At 53.3% G+C, this 16,478-nt stretch carries 18 protein-coding genes; 15 read left to right on the forward strand and 3 right to left on the reverse strand.

All coding sequences use genetic code 11. From position 1 onward, the window contains the following. Window positions 1-13 precede the first annotated feature (13 nt). Window positions 14-754 carry a FadR/GntR family transcriptional regulator gene (locus KO497_RS14010; protein WP_215944579.1) on the reverse strand — a complete coding sequence of 247 codons (741 nt, stop codon included), beginning with the start codon at window positions 752-754 and terminating at the stop codon, window positions 14-16. 135 nt (window positions 755-889) lie between these two features. Here KO497_RS14010 and KO497_RS14015 point away from each other — a divergent pair, with 135 nt between their 5' ends. From KO497_RS14015 to KO497_RS14035, 5 genes are all read left to right on the forward strand, one after another. Next, window positions 890-1,786: an NAD(P)-dependent oxidoreductase gene (locus KO497_RS14015; RefSeq protein ID WP_215944580.1), complete on the forward strand. Its 897-nt coding sequence runs from the start codon at window positions 890-892 to the stop codon at window positions 1,784-1,786. Between the two features lie 30 nt (window positions 1,787-1,816). Continuing rightward, the gene (locus KO497_RS14020) at window positions 1,817-2,791 is read left to right on the forward strand and encodes a TRAP transporter substrate-binding protein (protein ID WP_215944581.1); all 975 of its coding nucleotides are present in this window, start codon (window positions 1,817-1,819) and stop codon (window positions 2,789-2,791) included. A 132-nt stretch (window positions 2,792-2,923) separates the two neighbouring features. Further along, entirely contained in the window at window positions 2,924-4,213 is a 1,290-nt protein-coding gene (locus tag KO497_RS14025; protein WP_215944582.1) for a TRAP transporter large permease, read from the forward strand. Next, on the forward strand, window positions 4,213-4,695 hold the full coding sequence (locus tag KO497_RS14030) for a TRAP transporter small permease (protein ID WP_215944583.1): 483 nt from the start codon (window positions 4,213-4,215) through the stop codon (window positions 4,693-4,695). Before KO497_RS14025 ends, KO497_RS14030 begins: the two co-directional genes overlap by 1 nt. Before the next feature lie 2 nt (window positions 4,696-4,697). Continuing rightward, a complete protein-coding gene (locus KO497_RS14035; protein WP_215944584.1) occupies window positions 4,698-5,030 on the forward strand; it encodes an NIPSNAP family protein in 333 nt (110 codons plus the stop codon). Between the two features lie 7 nt (window positions 5,031-5,037). Here the strand turns inward: KO497_RS14035 and KO497_RS14040 are convergent, their stop codons facing one another. Next, window positions 5,038-5,343, reverse strand: a complete 306-nt coding sequence (locus tag KO497_RS14040) for a hypothetical protein (RefSeq protein ID WP_215944585.1) — start codon at window positions 5,341-5,343, stop codon at window positions 5,038-5,040. 92 nt (window positions 5,344-5,435) lie between these two features. Here KO497_RS14040 and KO497_RS14045 point away from each other — a divergent pair, with 92 nt between their 5' ends. The 8 genes from KO497_RS14045 (at window position 5,436) to KO497_RS14080 (ending at window position 13,379) form a co-directional block, all read left to right on the forward strand. Continuing rightward, window positions 5,436-6,395, forward strand: coding sequence for a Bug family tripartite tricarboxylate transporter substrate binding protein (locus KO497_RS14045; RefSeq protein ID WP_215944586.1), 960 nt, complete (start codon window positions 5,436-5,438; stop codon window positions 6,393-6,395). Window positions 6,396-6,430: 35 nt separating this feature from the next. Further along, window positions 6,431-6,886: a tripartite tricarboxylate transporter TctB family protein gene (locus tag KO497_RS14050; protein WP_215944587.1), complete on the forward strand. Its 456-nt coding sequence runs from the start codon at window positions 6,431-6,433 to the stop codon at window positions 6,884-6,886. A gap of 9 nt (window positions 6,887-6,895) precedes the next feature. Continuing rightward, complete coding sequence (locus tag KO497_RS14055; RefSeq protein ID WP_215944588.1) at window positions 6,896-8,377, forward strand: tripartite tricarboxylate transporter permease; 1,482 nt, start codon at window positions 6,896-6,898, stop codon at window positions 8,375-8,377. A gap of 272 nt (window positions 8,378-8,649) precedes the next feature. Next, window positions 8,650-9,090, forward strand: coding sequence for a hypothetical protein (locus KO497_RS14060; RefSeq protein ID WP_215944589.1), 441 nt, complete (start codon window positions 8,650-8,652; stop codon window positions 9,088-9,090). Between the two features lie 127 nt (window positions 9,091-9,217). Then, a complete protein-coding gene (locus tag KO497_RS14065; RefSeq protein WP_215944590.1) occupies window positions 9,218-10,279 on the forward strand; it encodes a Hint domain-containing protein in 1,062 nt (353 codons plus the stop codon). Window positions 10,280-10,555: 276 nt separating this feature from the next. Then, window positions 10,556-11,176 carry a 30S ribosomal protein S4 gene (gene rpsD / locus KO497_RS14070; RefSeq protein WP_215944591.1) on the forward strand — a complete coding sequence of 207 codons (621 nt, stop codon included), beginning with the start codon at window positions 10,556-10,558 and terminating at the stop codon, window positions 11,174-11,176. A 197-nt stretch (window positions 11,177-11,373) separates the two neighbouring features. Then, window positions 11,374-12,462, forward strand: a complete 1,089-nt coding sequence (gene hisC / locus KO497_RS14075) for a histidinol-phosphate transaminase (protein ID WP_215944592.1) — start codon at window positions 11,374-11,376, stop codon at window positions 12,460-12,462. Then, window positions 12,459-13,379, forward strand: a complete 921-nt coding sequence (locus tag KO497_RS14080; RefSeq protein ID WP_215944593.1) for a prephenate/arogenate dehydrogenase family protein — start codon at window positions 12,459-12,461, stop codon at window positions 13,377-13,379. Before hisC ends, KO497_RS14080 begins: the two co-directional genes overlap by 4 nt. A 189-nt stretch (window positions 13,380-13,568) precedes the next feature. Here KO497_RS14080 and KO497_RS14085 read toward each other — a convergent pair whose 3' ends face one another. Further along, the gene (locus KO497_RS14085) at window positions 13,569-14,570 is read right to left on the reverse strand and encodes a DUF2125 domain-containing protein (RefSeq protein ID WP_215944594.1); all 1,002 of its coding nucleotides are present in this window, start codon (window positions 14,568-14,570) and stop codon (window positions 13,569-13,571) included. Window positions 14,571-14,672: 102 nt separating this feature from the next. Here KO497_RS14085 and KO497_RS14090 point away from each other — a divergent pair, with 102 nt between their 5' ends. Further along, the gene (locus KO497_RS14090; RefSeq protein WP_215944595.1) at window positions 14,673-15,227 is read left to right on the forward strand and encodes a gamma-glutamylcyclotransferase; all 555 of its coding nucleotides are present in this window, start codon (window positions 14,673-14,675) and stop codon (window positions 15,225-15,227) included. Window positions 15,228-15,302: 75 nt separating this feature from the next. Next, window positions 15,303-16,478: a biopolymer transporter ExbB gene (locus KO497_RS14095; protein ID WP_215944596.1), complete on the forward strand. Its 1,176-nt coding sequence runs from the start codon at window positions 15,303-15,305 to the stop codon at window positions 16,476-16,478.

Consider the following 16,478-nt stretch of genomic DNA (forward strand, 5'->3'; position numbering starts at 1 on the left):
GCGCGCAGTCGGGCTAGGCAAAATCTTTGCGCGCAGCCAAACTGTCAGAGGCGTTCGAGAACCGTTTGCGGGTCGCAACCCGTGCGGTTTCTGGCGCCTGATCCCTAATTGCGGCCACGACGGCCTTATGTTCCAAAATAACGTTCGGTTCGAACTCGCAGGCTGCCGCATTTTTCAAAAACGCAGAGCGCAGATAGTTCTGTATATTCATTTCGATCATGTTGACCACGTCACAAAAGTATTCGTTTTCAGAGGCTTCAGTGATCAATTGGTACAGACGCAACTCCGCCTCGACACGTTCTTCCAACGCAGCTTCTGGCCCCTTATCGTTCGCTTCCAGCAGCTCTTGCAGCACAGTTTCGATCACTTCCATCTGCGCATCGGTGCGCAGCTCGGCGGCCAATGCCGCGGCACCTGATTGTACAGAGGTACGCAGTTGCAGCAGCTTGATGATTTCGCGGCGTTTCTCAAAACAGGCAGGGCTGATGCGGAAGGATGTGCGTTCTTCGCGGTTAGCAACAAAAGCGCCGACACCACGACGCGAATCGACGACGCCATCAAATTTCAACAGCGAAATCGCTTCGCGGACCACTGTGCGCGCGACGTTGAAGTTCGAAGACATCTCAGCCTCGCTGGGCAATTTGTCCCCAGGCTTGAGCGCGCCACTCGTTATGGCGGACATAACAGATTGAGCCACCTCATCGGGGAGGCGGCGTGGGCGTGCGATGGCGTCGAATAAGGTCGATTTTTGCATAACTGTTCCTGATGGGCTTCAAGCTGACTTGATTATGTTTACGACTTGGATGTGCCATATGCAAATCTGTAAATCATAAAACAGGTTGTCAGACAACTGCTAATCTGTATTCTGCAGTTCAACGGAGGGATTCGCATGACTAAGAAAATTGCATTTGTCGGCTTGGGCGGAATGGGCGGCGGAGTCGTCAAGAATATCGCCCTTAAAGGGGGCGATGTAACTGCGCTCGATTTGGACGCTGAAAAGATCAAAGTGGCCGAGGGTTTCGGCGCAAAACGCGGCACAACGCCTTTAGAAATGGCAGCGGACTGCGATGTTTTCGCTGTCTGTATTTCCACGGCGGAAGCGGTGCAAAAAATGGCTCTGGGTGCGGGCGGTGTTCTGGATCACATGAAAAAGGGTGCGATTTTTCTCGACCATACGACCGTATCGGTGGCGCATGTCGATAAAATGCGCGCCGAATGTGATGCGCGCGGTTTGCGCTATTGCGAAGGCCCAATGACGCGCACGCCTATTCACGCAGACAAGGGGCAGGTGAATATTCTGTTCGGTGGTGATGAAGATTTGCTGGAAGAACTGCGCCCAACCTTTGATTGCTACGCCGAGAATATATTCCATGTTGGTCCAGCGGGTCATGCGATCCGATTGAAATTGATCCACAACTTCATCGCCTTCGCCAATGTTGCAGCCTTCTGTGAAGGCTTTGCTTTGGCGGCGCGCGAGGGCTTGGATATGTCGAAGGTGATCAGCATCATTTCAGCTGCGGGAGGCAAGTCTGGGATGATGGATCTATATGGGGAAAAGACCCTGCAACGGGACTTTACCCCCCATATGTCGCTCGCAAATGCCCAAAAAGACGTCCGGTACTACACTGAATGGCTTGGGGATGCGGGACTGCCCGGCTTTATGGCTGACTCTGTGCATCAAACCTACGCCTTGGCCTCGATTATGGGGCATGGCGAAGAGGGCTGCACGGCTGTCATCAAAGCCTATGAAGAACTGACGGGGGTCGTTGCTCGTTTAGAGGACTGAGCCCCAATAACAGCATCTATGGAGGATAACATGCTGACAAAAAAAACATTTATGACAGGATTGGCGCTTGCCGCCGGACTGAGTTCTGCGAGCGCACAAGATGTGACATTGCGCTTGGCGCATTTCGCGGCTGAAACGCATCCAGGCCACCTTGCGGCGGTTCAATTCGCTGAAAACGTCAACGCGCGCACCGGCGGCGCGGTTGAGATTGAGCTGTTCCCAGCCAACCAACTGGGCTCACCGCCTGAGCAACTTGAACAAACCATTCTTGGCGCTGTTGATATGACGCTGCCAACGCATGGCGGGTTGGATAAATACGATCGCGCCTTCGGTACAGCGATGACACCTTTCGCGTTCAACAGCTATGAGCACGCGCATGCGGTTCTGGATGGTGATTTCACCGATTGGGTCGCGCCTAAGTTGGAAGCGCAGGGGCTCGTTATGTTGTCTCATTGGGAATACGGTTTCCGCAACATCACCAACTCGATCAAGCCGATCAATACACCTGATGATGTTGTTGGTTTGAAATTGCGCACGCCGCCTGAATTGCAGATCGTAGCCGCTATGGAAGGCCTTGGCGCCTCTACAACGCAGATCGCGTTTCCTGAGCTGCCGAATGCCTTGAATCAAGGTGTCGTTCAAGGTCAAGAAAACCCTGTTGGCGTGATTTATCACTACAACCTCAATGACTTCCAAGAACATATGGCCATGACGCGTCACGTATACAACGCGATGGTCCATGTTGTGAACAAAGACAAATGGGATGCGCTGACACCAAACCAGCAACGCATTATCCGCGAAGAAAGTGCTGCTGCTGGCGCAATGATGCGCGAAGCTGTTCAAGCGCAAGAAGCCGACGAAGTTGCAGGCCTGATTGAACGCGGCATGAAAGTAACGACCCCTGATCTTGCGCCTTTTGCGGCTAAGATGGGCGATGCGCGTGCACGCGTTGCTGAATACAGCGGTCAAGACAACATGGATACCTTCCTCGGCTTCCTCGAGTAAGTTTGACTTCTACCCATATCGAGACGTCCTTACGCCGCCAACAAATAGCGTAAGGACGCATCTCGGGATCACGTACTCGGAACGCATCTGGGCGGATTTCGCCTCGTGCCTTTCAACTTTCACGGATAAAACATGACAACTTTTCTTATCCTAGGTGCTTTGATAGCGCTCATCATTTTTGGTGTGCCGATCGCGCTTGCCCTCGGCGTCACAGCCGTTGGCTTCTACGCCTTGCAGGGCGATTTCTTTATCCTGACGATGGTTCCGCAACGTATGTTTTCGGCCACCACAGGCTTTACCTTGCTGGCCATTCCGTTTTTCATTCTCGCTGGTAATCTGATGAATACCGGCGGTATCACTACACGGATTTTTCGGTTCGCTGATGCCTGTGTTGGGCATATCCGTGGCGGGTTGGGGCAGGTCAATGTGCTGGCCTCTTTGTTCTTTTCGGGCATGTCTGGCGCCGCTGTGGCCGATGCCGCAGGGCTGGGGCAGGTCGAACTTCAGGCGATGAATGATCGCGGCTATGACCGCGATTTTTCGGCTGCGATCACCGCGGCCTCATCGACCATCGGGCCTGTGTTTCCGCCCTCAATTCCCTTTGTGCTATATTCATCCATCACTGGAGTGTCCGTCGCAAAGCTTTTTCTTGCAGGTGTCGTGCCTGGGGTGCTTATGGCCATCGCGCTGATGGTCGCCGTCTATATCGTTGCGCGCATACATAAGATGCCACGCCGCGACCATATTGATTGGAAAGAGATTTTCACCAGTGGCCTTGACAGTGCGCTGTCGTTGTTCACGCCTGTTATCATCATCGCTGGCATCTTTGGCGGCATTTTTACCCCCACCGAAGCAGGGGCTGTGGCTTCGGCCTATGCGCTGGTGTTGTCGATGCTTGTCTACCGCGAAGTCAAGCCGCGCGACCTGCCCAAGATCGTCTGGGAAAGTCTGATCCATACGATCCGCGTTATGTTTGTAATTGCGGCGGCTGGGTTCTTTGGTTGGTTGCTTATTCAACAGCGCATTCCGAACCAACTTGTTGAAGCGATGTTGGGTTTTTCAGACAACCCTGCTGTGATCCTCGCGATCATCGTCTTTATCTTGCTGGTGCTGGGAATGTTTCTTGAGGGCATCGCGGTCATCGTCCTGACCGTGCCGCTGTTTTTGCCCATCGTCACACAGATCGGTATCGATCCGGTACAGTTCGGCGTGATCATGATCATGTGCTCTATGGTCGGTCTTTTGACGCCACCTGTGGGTATGGTCTTGTTCGCTGTCGGGTCAATCGCAGGCATTTCAGTGGGTCGATTGTCAAAGGCTTTGATGCCTTATCTCTTTGGTCTTTGCTTGGTTCTGCTGGGCGTAGTGACGATCCCTGCGCTGTCTGTTTGGCTGCCGAATCTTGTTTTGGGAGGCAACTGATGAAACGCCTTGAAACACTCACCGAGGCCACGCTGCGCATTATCGCATCGCTGTCTTTGGCCGTCTTGTTCCTGCTTATCTTAACCAATGTTGTGGCACGCAGTTTCGATCTTGGTGGCTTTGCTTGGTTCGATGAAATCGTGCGCGGCAGCTTTGCATATATGGTGTTCTTTGGCTCTGCGGCTTTGTGGATCAAGCGCGACCACTTTCAGGTTGATTGGCTGGAACTTATGCTGCCAGACGGTAAAGCCCGCTGGTTCTTACGCAGTATCGTTGCGATTTTATGCGCTGGATTTCTGGCCGTAATGACGTGGTACGGCTGGGTTTTGTTTAACAAAGCCGCTGCACTCACACCGATCTTACAAATCCCCGAGCGGGGATTTTACGCCGCAATCCCAATTTCGGGAGCAGTCATGTTGCTGCACACCATCGCCAGCTTGATTGGTGACACCAAACACACATTCTTATCAGGAGACCCATAGAAATGATTTACGATCACCGCACTTATACCTGTCGCCCCGGCACGATTAAAAAACATATGAAACTGTACGAAGAGTTCGGCTGGGCACCGCAAAGCAAGCATCTTGGGCAACCGGTTGTTTACGGCGCGACTGAGACGGGCGATGTGAATTCTTATGTTCACATCTGGATCTATAAAGATGCCGCTGATCGTGCCGCAAAGCGCGCTGCGATGGCTGCTGATCCTGATTGGCAACTGTTTCTTAAAAAATCTGCCGAGGCCGGAAATCTTGTGTCTCAGGTGAACAAAATTTTGGTTCCGGCCTCGTTCTTCGAGCCGCCAACGCAGCCCGAATAAAAGACGATCAGTCGCCGAGCACAATGTGTTCAACACTGGGGTTTTGCATCAAGGCAAAGAGCGCTTTCGTCTCTTCCCCGTTTTGAGCCCGTTGCGGCGACGCAAGGGCGGTGTTCATCGCATCCTCATTTGCATAGCGCATATCGAGGATCAATTGAACATCGCCAAGCGAAGGATCGCTGTCACGTGGGAGGAGCGCGTCGGCAGAGCTGATCTGCGGGAAATCCCGAATGAGTGGAAGCATATTTGTTTCAAGATGTGCAATGAAATCCGCTTTGTTTTCAGACGGTAGTACACCGCGAAATATGGCCATTCTGACGATCATTTGGGCATTCCCTGTTTAAGTTTCGATAGCGTAATGAGTTACAGTTATTGGTTTATTGTCAAGTACTTAGGGAGGAAAATATGACAAATTATAAAGGCCTTTTTGCGGCCCTTTCACTGACCGTGGCATCCACTGGCGCCGTGGCGCAAGATTACCCCGCAAAGGACGTCACAATGATCGTTCCGTGGTCTGCGGGCGGTGGAACAGACACGATCGCGCGCAGCCTTGTTGGCGAGGCAGAATCTTGTTTTGGCGAGAATATCAATGTTGTGAACAAAACAGGTGCTGTTGGCGCGATTGGTATGGGTGGGACGAGCACTGCGCGCAGTGACGGATACACTGTAGGCTTGATCACCTTTAACTTGTCCACCTATGGCCTTTTGGGGCAAGCAGATCTGAGTTATCGCGATTTTGACTTGATCCAGTTGATCAATCAAAGCCCCGGCGCGATCACAGTGGCAGCAGATTCCGAATTTCAAACGTTGGGCGATCTGATGACCTACACGCAGGAAAATCCGGGCGTTGTGACTGTTGGGCATGCAGGTACAGGCGGCGCTTGGCATCTGTCGGCTGCGACCTTGGCCAAAGAATATGGCGCCTCATTCAACTATGTCCCTTTTGATGGCTCAGCCAATGTCAGAACAGCTTTGCTGGGCAATCACGTTGCAGTCGCGACAACTGGCATCGACGAGATGAAACAATTGATGGAAGCGGGCGAAGTGCGCATTCTGGCCGTCAATGCGCTTGAGCGCGCTGATGCATTTCCTGATGTGCCGACGGTGTCAGAGGCGGGCTATCCGCTGGCCGCTCCAGTATACGACTGGCGTGGGCTTGCTATGCCCAAAGGGATTGATGAGGCTGTAAAGGCCAAAATCGTCTCTGGGTTTAAGGCTTGCTTTGAATCCGAGAGCTTCCAGACTCTCGCGAAAGAAAAGGGTCTGCCACTTGTTTACAAAGATCCAGCCGAGTTCGAGACCTTTCTTGCTGATCTGGAAACAAGTCTTGAGGCTGCCATTTCCGATCTGGGCATCGGCAAGTGACTCCGTCTGATCAAACCAAAAGGTCCACCCCAAAGGTGGACCTAACCGACGTTACAACGCTTGGTGTCTTAGCTGCCTTGTCGGCTATCGCGTTTTTCATGGCGGGCCAATACGGCGATGACACACCCAGCGGCGGCAATGTGTTTCCTCAACTGGCGTCAGGCGTCGTATGCGTGACGGCCTGTGTTTCTTTGATCCAGCGCCTCAGGGGAAAATCCCCCAACACGTCCGCGAGTGATGAGGACATCAAGATAACTTGGAAGCCGGTCAGCGTGGCCTTGCTTACGTTCGGGTTTCTCGTGTTGCTGCCCATCATCGGTTACCCGCTTTTGGCGCCTTTGTGGCTGGCTGCGGTTATGTGGATTTTTGGCATGCGATCCGTTTGGATATTGGGCTTCGTGTCCATCGGCCTGAGTGCGCTGGCATGGATACTGCTGTCACGCCTTGCCTTTGCCCCACCACCTGCGGGTCTGTTTGAACGTTTTCTGTAAGGAAAAATCATGGAAGCCTTAAATATCGTTCACGGCATGGCGACGGTTCTGAGTGATCCGACCACCATCATTTTCATCTTTCTTGGCGTGTTTGCTGGCGTTTTTGTTGGCGCACTGCCGGGACTGACGGCCACAACAGGCTGTGCGCTATTGCTGCCCTTCACCTTTGGGCACGCGCCATTGCAGGGCATCTTGATGCTGGTCGGCGTGTTTTGCGGTGGAATTTATGGCGGGTCATTGTCGGCGATTTTGCTGCGCACCCCGGGCACGCCTGCGGCGGCAGCCACAATGATTGACGGATTTCCAATGTCTGAGCGCGGCGAAGCAGGGCGCGCCATTGGGCTGGCCACCGTGGCATCGTTTGTGGGCGGTATCGTCGGCGCGTTTGTGATGACGCTGATGGCGCCAAAACTCGCAGCCATTGGTTTGGCCTTTGGTCCCCCTGAATTTTTCGCGCTGACACTGTTTGGCTTGGCGATGATTGTGGCCGTGTCTGCCGACAGTCTGATGCTCGGTATTCTTGCTGCGGCGATTGGCATGTGGATCACAACCATCGGCTTTGATCCGATTGCTGCCACGTCGCGTTACACGTTTGGCCTGCGTGATCTTCTAGGTGGGGTGGAGCTTATTCCCATTCTTGTAGGGCTCTTTGGGGTGACGCAGGTGTTTATGCGGTCCGAGAAACTATTGACCTTTCCCAAAAGTGCTAAAAATGAAACCTATCTGCCGACATGGTCTGATCTGGTTTTGACCAAATGGACCGCCGTAAAATCGGCGCTAATTGGCGTGTTCGTCGGATCAGTACCGGGGGCAGGCTGTGATATCGCCGCTTTTGCTGCCTATTCGGAACTCAAACGCAGCGAAGGGCCGGATTCCGATCTGGGCCAAGGCAACCCCAAGGGGATCGTTGCTCCAGAGGCGGCAAACAATGCCGCGACATCAGGGGCTCTGATTCCGATGTTGTCGCTTGGGGTTCCGGGCGACGCGGTGACAGCCGTATTGTTGGGGGCATTAACCATCCACGGGTTCGAGCCGGGGCCTGTGTTTTTCACCACCAATCTTGATCTGATTTACGCGCTCTTTGCGGGCGTGATCATCGCTCAGATCGCGCTGTTGATCGTGGGGCTCAGCCTGACGGGGCTGTTCGCAAAGCTGATCCGCATTGATCAACGCGTGATGATCCCTGTTATTATGTTCCTGTGTATGATCGGGTCTTATTCGGTGCGCTACAGTGTGTTCGACATGTTTGTAGCGCTGCTGTTCGGATGTATCGGCTTTCTGTTCGAGAAAGCACGTATTCCCTTGTCGCCTATGCTTTTGGGCGTGGTGCTGGGAACTTTGTCAGAGCAAAATCTAAGACGTTCCTTGATCATGTCGCATGGGGATTTGCTTATCTTTGTACAGCGACCTGTGTCCTTGTTGCTCATTTGCGGCGCAGTGCTTGCCATCGGTTTGATGTTGATGCGTGCGCGGGCGAAAGCGCAGAGCTAAAATTTCTGAACGCCGTTTAAGCTGTGATAAATCCATTGGGTGGAATGACCCAATGGATTTTTGCGTGGCGGTGGGCTTGCGTATGAATGACACTTGGCGCGTCATGATGGTTGCCGCCGAACCAAAGGTGTCAAGGTGCTGCCAAATTGCAACGTCTTAAAGTTGTCAATCTTTGTGCCGTAATCGTGCCCAATTCTCAGCAATCTATAGGGACTGTTAACCAATCTGATCTAGCTTCAATCGAAATACCTGCCCCTCAAGGATACCTCGTTATGCACAAAAAATTGCGCCATTTGGCTCGTATGCTTGCTGTTATGATCAGCTTAACGGTCGTGCAGCCTGGTATGTCTCAAGAGGGTCAGAGGGCTGGGGCAGGGCATCTGCTCGCCACTGACTTTCATGAGGGTGCGCAAGATCGCTGGCACTCAGCCTCATATGTTTTTTCAGATCTCCGCCCATTCGCAGAAATACAGGCCGAAGTTGAAACATTGCCGCATCTTGGCGTAAATATTGCTCGTGATTGGTCGGCACAATATCTTCCAGACTCTGGTGGATTTTTGATCGAACCTGTTCAGCTGCGCGGAGGGGTAGGTTTACAGCTCTCGGCCTCGAAAGCGGATATGCCTTACGGCGTGACGTGGCTTGGCTCAAACCTCAAAGACCAATCAAGCGGTCAAATGGTCGGAGCGTTGAACGTGAACTTGCGTTTCTAAGCCCTAAGCAAGCCAGCCTCATATGAAGATTCGCGTGATGCAAAAAAATGGTTAACAGACCGATTCGCTTGTGTTAGCCTAGAGTCAATAAAAAATATAAAAACTAAAATTGGCAGGCATACAGGCTATGAGAACGGGCTTTTCCGGCACGTTTGTCATTGCGTGGACACAGGTAGAGGTCGAAGGCCTCACTCGTGCATCGCTCACCGCACTCACGACCGGCGCATTGTGGCGTTGGTCAGGGGATGCTGTCTGCGTGGACGGGCCGCGTGATGTACTCGTGCTCGACGGCGCGATCGGCAAGGCAGAACTTCATCAACGCGCTGCGCAATCGGTGCGGCGGTTGATTGGTGCTGCAGTGGCGGGCGCTCCTATATATCACGACCCTGAGGCACGGACGCGCCTTTTTGACGGTGGATTTGATGTCACTGACGGGGTTAAAAGATACGAGATCACTTTGATCGATACGCCTGATTTGGGCGCGCCTTTATTGATGTTCATAGGTGAAATGCCACCCAAAGACACGGATCTTTGGGTCGTGTCGACCTATGTCGCAACTGCGCGTGATGCGCGTGTTGATGATAAGGGCGCCGTGATTTGTTTTACACCCGGCACCCAGATATTGACCCCCGATGGGGCGCGTTTGGTCGAGGATCTGCGCGAGGGCGATTGGGTGCAAACCAAAGACAACGGCCCGCAAGCTCTGCGTTGGGTTGGTGGACGGCGTGTGTCTGGCGCGCGGCTTTATGCGATGCCCGAGTTGCGTCCTGTGCGGTTGCGTGCCGACGCGCTTGGTATGGGCAATCCGGATGAAGATCTGATTGTCTCTCCGCATCATAGAATGCTGGTGTCCGGCAAAGCGGCGCGTGAGTTGTTCAATGCCGATGAAGTGCTGATTGCGGCCAAGGATTTGGTCAATGACAGATCCATCGTTATTGATCGCACCCACAAGCAAGTGAACTACATCCACCTTTTGTTTGACGCGCATCAAGTTATTGTGGCCAATGGGCTGGAAACCGAAAGCTTTCATCCCGAAATCGCTGATCTTGATGATGTGCCCGAGGATCAAAAGCGCTGTCTTTTGGAACGGTTTCCGCACATCACAACATCTGGTGATTCTTATGGCCCGTCGGCGCGCCGCACGTTAACCGGTGCTGAGGCTGCGATTTTAATGCACGACGTCGCATAAAGTACAAAAACACGCGTTCCAATCAGGGGCGCGTGGTTGACACCCCCTACAAGTCCTATATAAGCCGCTCATCCCGTGTACAGAAATGTGTGCGGGTTAACTATTGGTGTTGGTGGCCCCCGCAAGGGGATGCCTGTCGGCCGAAAGCGATAACTGTGCTCAATGCACATAGTTCGTGGAAAGCAAAGGACAGCACCTTTCACACGCTGCCATGATTGGCGCTTGGCATTCGGCCTTGTTTTGATTGTGGCGCACCATATTGAAAGGATCCAGATCGTGACCAAACGCACGTCTGCCAAGTACAAAATTGATCGCCGCATGGGCGAAAACATCTGGGGCCGCGCTAAATCCCCAGTGAACCGCCGTGAATACGGCCCAGGCCAGCACGGTCAGCGCCGCAAAGGCAAGCTTTCCGACTTCGGTCTTCAGCTCCGTGCGAAGCAAAAACTGAAAGGTCACTACGGCGATCTGACAGAGAAACAATTCCGTCGTATCTACGCTGACGCTGTGCGTATCAAAGGCGATACAGGTGAAAACCTCATCGGTCTGCTCGAATCCCGCTTGGACGCCGTTGTGTACCGTGCGAAATTCGTGGCGACAGTCTTTGCTGCCCGTCAGTTCGTAAACCACGGCCACGTCACTGTGAACGGCAAGCGCGTTAACATTCCTTCTTACCGCGTAAAAGAAGGTGACGTTATCGAAGTGCGTGATCGTTCCAAGCAAATCGCAGTTGTTCTTGAAGCAACGCAATTGGCTGAGCGTGATGTTCCTGATTACATCGATGCGGATCACTCCAAATTGAAAGCGACTTTCGTGCGCACGCCTGGTCTTTCAGACGTCCCGTTTGCTGTTCAAATGGAACCAAACCTCGTGATCGAATTCTACGCTCAGAACTAATCTGAGCCATCACGACCAAGTTTTAAAAGGCCGCCTGTTTGGGTGGCCTTTTTCTTTGAGGTAACTATGGCCTTTTTGATCGGTTTTCTTGTCAAAACAGACGCGCCCGCGCAACATATTTGCGCCTATGCTTGAAGCGACTTTCCTTGCCGCGCACACAAGGGTATGACGAGCACACCCTTATCGTGAGTTGAGCTATGACCCGTGTGATTGAACCCCAACCCAAAATTCTTGATATCACCTTGTATCAAGGTGGTCCTAGCAAAATTGCAGGACAGGACAATGCCGTTAAGCTGTCGTCGAACGAAAACCCGTTCGGGACACCTGATGGCGCGAAAGCGGCTTTTACCAAGGCTGCGCATCAGTTGCACAGATATCCCAACACGGATCACAGCGCGCTGCGTCAAGCAATCGGCGATGTGCACGGGCTTGATCCGCAGCAAATCATTGTGGGTGTTGGATCTGATGAGATCATCACTTTTTTATGCCAAGCCTATGCAGGTGTTGGCGATGAGGTGATTCATACAGAACACGGGTTTTCGATGTATCGCATCTCAACATTGGCCGCAGGGGCGACGCCCGTCTGCGTGCCTGAGCGTGAGCGGGTGGTTGATGTGGATGCCATTCTTGCGGCCTGCACCAATAAAACCAAGATTGTCTTTATCGCCAATCCTGCCAACCCGACCGGGACTATGATTGGTCAACGCGAAGTATCGCGTTTGGCGGATGGCCTGCCCCCCCAAGCGATTTTGGTACTTGATGGCGCTTATGCTGAGTATGTTGAAGCCTTTGATGGCGGTGCGGCCTTGATTGAGACGCGCGACAACGTTGTGATGACGCGGACCTTTTCTAAAATTTACGGATTGGGCGGCGCGCGGATTGGTTGGGGCTATGGCCCACAAGAGATCATCGACACGCTGAACCGTGTGCGCGGCCCGTTCAATATGTCTGAACCGCAATTGGCGGCAGCCGAAGCCGCGGTCAAAGACCGCGATTGGGTTGAAAAATGCCGCGAGGAAAACACCCGTTTGCGCGCTTGGTTGGCTGAGGCTCTGATGGAGCACGGCGTGCCGTCGGATACATCCTGCGCCAATTTCGTTTTGGCGCGGTTCATCGATAACGATGAAGCGGAAAACTGTGACGCTTACCTCAAATCCAACGGATTGTTGGTGCGTCGCGTCGCGGGCTACGGTCTGCCCAACTGCTTGCGCATTACCGTGGGCGATGAATCCTCTTGCCGCCGCGTGGCCCATACGATCGGGCAGTTTTTGGAGCAAAGCAGATGAGCGTCATCTATGAGCGCGTGGCCCTGATCGGGCTGGGCCTCATTGCGGGGTCGATGTCTTTGGCGATGCGCCGTGCAGGTGTGGCTGGCGAAATCACAGGCTATGCGCGGTCCGCAGAGACCCGTACAACAGCACATGAGATGGGGCTGGTGGATCGCGTGTGTGACACTGCGATTGAGGCTGTGAAAGATGCCGATCTGGTCGTTCTGGCTGTGCCTGTTGGTGCGATGGGGAGTGTCATGGCCGAGATCGCACCGGCACTCAAAGCGGGTGCTGTGGTGACTGATGTGGGCTCTGTGAAAAAGGATATTTTTGCTTCTGTTCTGCCACATCTGCCTGAAAATGTTGAATTTATCGGCACGCACCCAATGGCAGGGACCGAGCATTCTGGGCCCAAATCCGGTTTTGCCGAATTGTTCGACAAGCGCTGGTGCTTGATTGTGCCGACGGAGGACTCTGCTGAAACAGAGATCCTGCGTATTGAGGACTTTTGGCGCGCTCTTGGGGCAAATACCAAGCGTATGGATGCGGAGCACCACGATCTTGTTTGTGCTGTTGTGTCCCACACACCACATTTGATCGCCTATACTATGGTGGGTGTGGCTGACGATTTGAGCCGTGTCACCGATCAAGAAGTGATCGAATTTTCAGCCGCTGGATTTCGTGACTTTACACGTATCGCGGCCTCTGACCCCACCATGTGGCGTGACGTGTTCTTGTCAAACAAAGACGCAACACTTGAGATTCTAGGGCGGTTCACCGAAGAACTGTTTGCTTTGCAACGCGCCATTCGCATGGGCGATGGCGATCATTTGCACGAATATTTCACCCGAACCCGTGCCATTCGTCGTGGTATTATTGATGCGGGTCAAGATACGGATGCCCCCAATTTTGGGCGCAACTCAGACGCCTCATAAAGCTGGCCTGTTGGGCAATTATAGGGGTGATGAGCGTCGAAATCACCGCTGCCTGAATGATGCGACCGCTTGTGCCAATCGGTTGATATGGCGCTGTTGCTCTGATCATACCCGCGCAAATCGCGCCAAAGATCGTCCCCGTTTTTGACGCGGAACGTTATCGATCAGGCAGCCATTGTCACAGATGTCTTAGCGAATCCTAATGCGCGGGGCGGGCCCGAGCGGCAAGAACCCGAGTGAAATTGAACCGCGAGACAGGGTAAGCTCAGCATCAATCGTATTCGCGTTGCCCGTCATCCCAGCCAACATTTCGCCACCACGCAAGGCCATGTTTTCGAAATTTTTCGGGATGATACCTGCGGCTGTCGCTAAGGTAATCATCTCGCGCCAATTGGTCGCCTTTAAAGCAATTTTTCCTGTTGGAACCCCTTGGACATCCACTTCAAAGTCACCAGCGATGCGCAGATCAAGCGCGCCCCATGTCGCGGCCATATTGCGCAAAAGCACGTGGGTGGGCTGCGGACGCGGGCCTTCCAGCGCTGTAATGTCCCAGTCTTTGTTAAAGGTCACACTGGCATCAACGCTGAGTGTGTCGAAACGATCAGAGAGAATACCGTTTGGATTGAGCCGCTTCATCATAGCCGTAGATGGGGCGAGGTTCGTGAGTGTCACTTGGATATCATGTGTTAAGGTGTCATCTTTTAGACGCTGGGCTTTTGCCGTGGCATTGCCGAGCGAAAAGCCCCATCCAAGCGTGGACTTTGCGACGAGGTCGTCGAAATTAAAGGTCGCGCGATGCATGGTCAGCGCGGTGCCGACCTCGACAAATAGGGTGCCGTTGGCTGCGGTGTTACTGATATCGATGTGTTGAAATGGCGTGGACAGGCGTAGGTCTTGCGCAAGTTCCGCATGTAGGCGCGTGGGAGTAAAACTGCGGCTTTTTATTGAAATACTGGGGGTTCTATAGGCCAGCCCCGTCGCAGGATCTGCCAGAGCGACATCTGTCAACGTGGTTTCGAACGTCAAAGGATAGCCGCGTGTTTTGAGCGTCGCGTATTCCGATTGCCAGCCTTCGCTGACGCGGGCCTCTAACCATGTTTTAATCCCATGTTCACTGGCACGCGCCGCAACAAACCAATAGCCAGAGTATAAGATCGCAACAGCCAAAAGCCCCCAAGTAATTTTGCGCATGACGATCCCTTTCAACAAGACTTCCAACAGTGACCAAAGATGTGTTTAAACACAGCCAAGCAACTTGGCCAGTGGGCCTGTGAAACAAGAGCGTGGTCAATCATGGATGAGTTTAAAGATGGGTTTTGGGTCTTTGGGTACGGATCTTTGCTTTGGAACCCCGAATTCGATTTTGTCGATCATGCACCAGCCACATTGACCGGTTATGCACGGTCGTTTTGCATGTGGTCTATTCACCATCGCGGCAGTGTCGAGGTGCCTGGATTGGTGTTGGCATTGGATGCAAAAACGGGGGCGACATGTCGCGGCGTGGCATTCCAAGTGGGGGCCGATACGGCTTTGCGCTGTCTTGCGGATTTGCGAGAACGTGAATTGGTGTCCTCTGCCTATTTCGAGCATCAAGTGGATTTGCGCTTGGATGATGGGCGCGAGATCACAGCCTTGGCCTATGTGATAGACCCTGAGCATGAACAGTACACCGGTCCGCTTACGTTAGATCGCCAAGCAGATATTATCGCCACAGCAACTGGCGGGCGGGGGCCAAACAGCGCCTATTTGTTCAACACTGCTGCTCATTTGTCCGACATCGGCATGGAGGACGCCGAGCTTACGACACTGGCAGATAAAGTTCGGATGCGTTTGCAGGCAAACTCATGAAATCGCGTGTTGGCAGAACGCCATTCGTCCCCTATCGTACATTCAACAGGAAACATTAGGTCAGGATAGGGTCAAATGGACCAACCCGATCAACAGGCGCAGCAGCATTTTTCACAACCCGTGAGGCAGATCACCTTGATGGTGATTGTCCTTTGGATGGTTGGCTTTGGGGGATACGTGGCTTTGCCGCGGGTTTTGCCTGTGTTTCTGGCCAATCCTTATCTCAATGGTTTCATTGGCTTTGTGTTTATCATCGGTGTTGTCGCCTGTTTTTGGCAGGTGGCGCAACTGGTGGGCTCCGTCAATTGGATCGAACGTTTTATCGGCATACGGCCGAAGCAAAAGGGCAAGCGCGCGCCTCGGCTTTTGGCGCCGCTTGCGGGGTTGATGCGCGAACGCGGTGCGCAGTCGCAGATTTCCAGTTCGTCCTCTCGTTCGATTTTGGATTCTGTTGCCACGCGGATCGATGAAGCGCGCGATATCACCAGATACATATCTAACCTTTTGATTTTTCTTGGGCTTTTGGGCACGTTCTATGGCCTTGCGACGACTGTTCCTGCGCTGGTCGACACCATTCGTGCGCTATCGCCGCAAGAGGGCGAGGGCGCATCCGTTGTCTTTACGCGCCTGATGACGGGGTTAGAGCAGCAACTTGGCGGCATGGGTACGGCCTTTGCCTCATCCCTTTTGGGTCTTGCGGGCTCGCTGGTCGTTGGTCTGCTTGAACTGTTTGCCTCCCACGGACAAAATCGGTTCTTCCGCGAACTTGAAGAATGGATGTCGTCCATCACCCGCATCGGGTTTTCGGCAGGTGATGGCGACGGCGAAATGTCGGGTGCCGCTGCCGTTCTTGATCATATGTCTCAGCAGATGGAGGGGTTGCAAAACCTGTTCGTGCAGTCGGATGTCTCGCGTGCTTTGATTGATGACCGCATCGACCAACTGTCTAAATCTATCGACCGCATGGTTCTGCGCATGGAACAAGACGGCGGCACCGGACCCGCCTTGGAAAAAATCGCCTCCACGCAAGAACGCCTTGTCACGGTGCTTGAGAAAAATGCGACCTCTGAGATTCATGGAAGCTTGGGCGACGATGCTGAAAGCAGAATGCGCTTGCGATCCATCGATGTTCAATTGTTGCGTATTCTCGAAGAACTGTCCGCAGGCCGTCAAGAAAGCACCACGGCGTTGCGCGGCGAAATTTCTGCGCTGACGCGGGCTTTGCGCGATATCGCAGCGCAGGATCAATAG

Source organism: Pacificibacter marinus, assembly GCF_018860665.1.
In the GTDB taxonomy this organism is placed as follows: domain Bacteria; phylum Pseudomonadota; class Alphaproteobacteria; order Rhodobacterales; family Rhodobacteraceae; genus Celeribacter; species Celeribacter marinus_A.